1 pseudogene is annotated in these 332 nt (G+C 43.1%); it reads left to right on the plus strand.

The features are described from left to right. Nucleotides 1-332 (plus strand): annotated as a pseudogene (locus tag Q0893_RS19520) (hypothetical protein); the annotation flags it as partial.

The raw sequence follows: 332 nt of genomic DNA on the forward strand, positions 1-332 counted from the left end.
AGTCCAACCTATAGTTTTGTATGGTTTTTTAATGGCGTAGAGATTGTAGGAGCAACAGATGGTAGTTATATGCCAACCGAGGGTGGTACTTATAGTGTAACGGTTACGGATATCACGACCTCTACAGTGACTATGTGTGAGAGTAGTGATAGTACCGAGGTAATAGAGAGTGATCCACCAGAGGTTACAGCTACAGTAACCACAGAGGCCTTTGCAGACACACATGTTATAGAGGTAAGTGTTGTAGGAGTTGGGGAGTATGAGTACAGTTTAGATGGAGGTCCATGGCAAGATGAACCCATATTTGTTGATGTCTCTTTAGGAGAGCATGT

The organism is uncultured Psychroserpens sp., assembly GCF_947494225.1.
Taxonomy (GTDB): domain Bacteria; phylum Bacteroidota; class Bacteroidia; order Flavobacteriales; family Flavobacteriaceae; genus Psychroserpens.